General features: G+C 66.5%; 1 protein-coding gene. It reads left to right on the plus strand.

Features of this window, described 5'->3' with window-relative positions:
* Positions 1 to 336 precede the first annotated feature (336 nt).
* Positions 337 to 806: class I SAM-dependent methyltransferase (locus AZG88_RS36440; RefSeq protein ID WP_156517715.1), on the plus strand; the 470-nt coding region annotated here is incomplete at its 3' end.

Consider the following 806-nt stretch of genomic DNA (forward strand, 5'->3'; position numbering starts at 1 on the left):
CCCGACCCTCGAGGCCGGGTGGCGGCCACGGAGCAGAGAGCCGAGCCGGGTTCGACGAAGAGCGGTCCGGCGCCACTGCGGGGGAAGGTGCGGGCAGGGTGGTGACTATTTCGGGGTCGCTGCCGAGCGCGCGGTCGGTGTGAAGGTGCTGCCGCGTGATCGGGGTATGGTCCGGTCCTTGCGTTGGACCGGTTCCTGCGGTGTCGGGACGATTCGCCGGCCCCGTCCCGAGAGCGTCCGGGAGGCCCTCGGGACCGGATCGTCGTCGTGGTTCGACGGCGTTCGTCGGTGAGTCGGCCGACGAGTTTCCCCGACGGGTTGAGGGAAGGATCTGGGATGTCGGAATTCAAGCCCTTCGTCACGCAGGTGCAGTCCCATTACGACCTGTCCGACGACTTCTTTCGGCTGTTCCTCGATCCGAGCATGACCTACAGCTGCGCCTACTTTCAGCGCGAGGACATGACGCTCGAGCAGGCGCAACGGGCCAAGATTGACCTCGCGCTCGGCAAATGCGACCTGCGGCCGGGTATGACGCTGCTCGACATCGGCTGCGGCTGGGGCTCGACCATGCTGCGCGCGATCGAAAAGTACGATGTCAACGTCATTGGCCTCACCCTCAGCGACAACCAATACCGGCACGTCACCGAGCTCGTGTCCGGTCTGTCGGGGCCGCGGACCGCGCAGGTCCGCCGGCAGGGCTGGGAGGAGTTCGACGAGCCGGTGGACCGCATCGTCAGCATCGGTGCCTTCGAGCACTTTCGCCGCCACTCCTACCAGGCGTTCTTCGACAGGTGCCGGGACCTGTT

It is taken from the genome of Rhodococcus sp. LB1 (genome assembly GCF_001583455.1).
GTDB lineage: Bacteria > Actinomycetota > Actinomycetes > Mycobacteriales > Mycobacteriaceae > Rhodococcus_F > Rhodococcus_F opacus.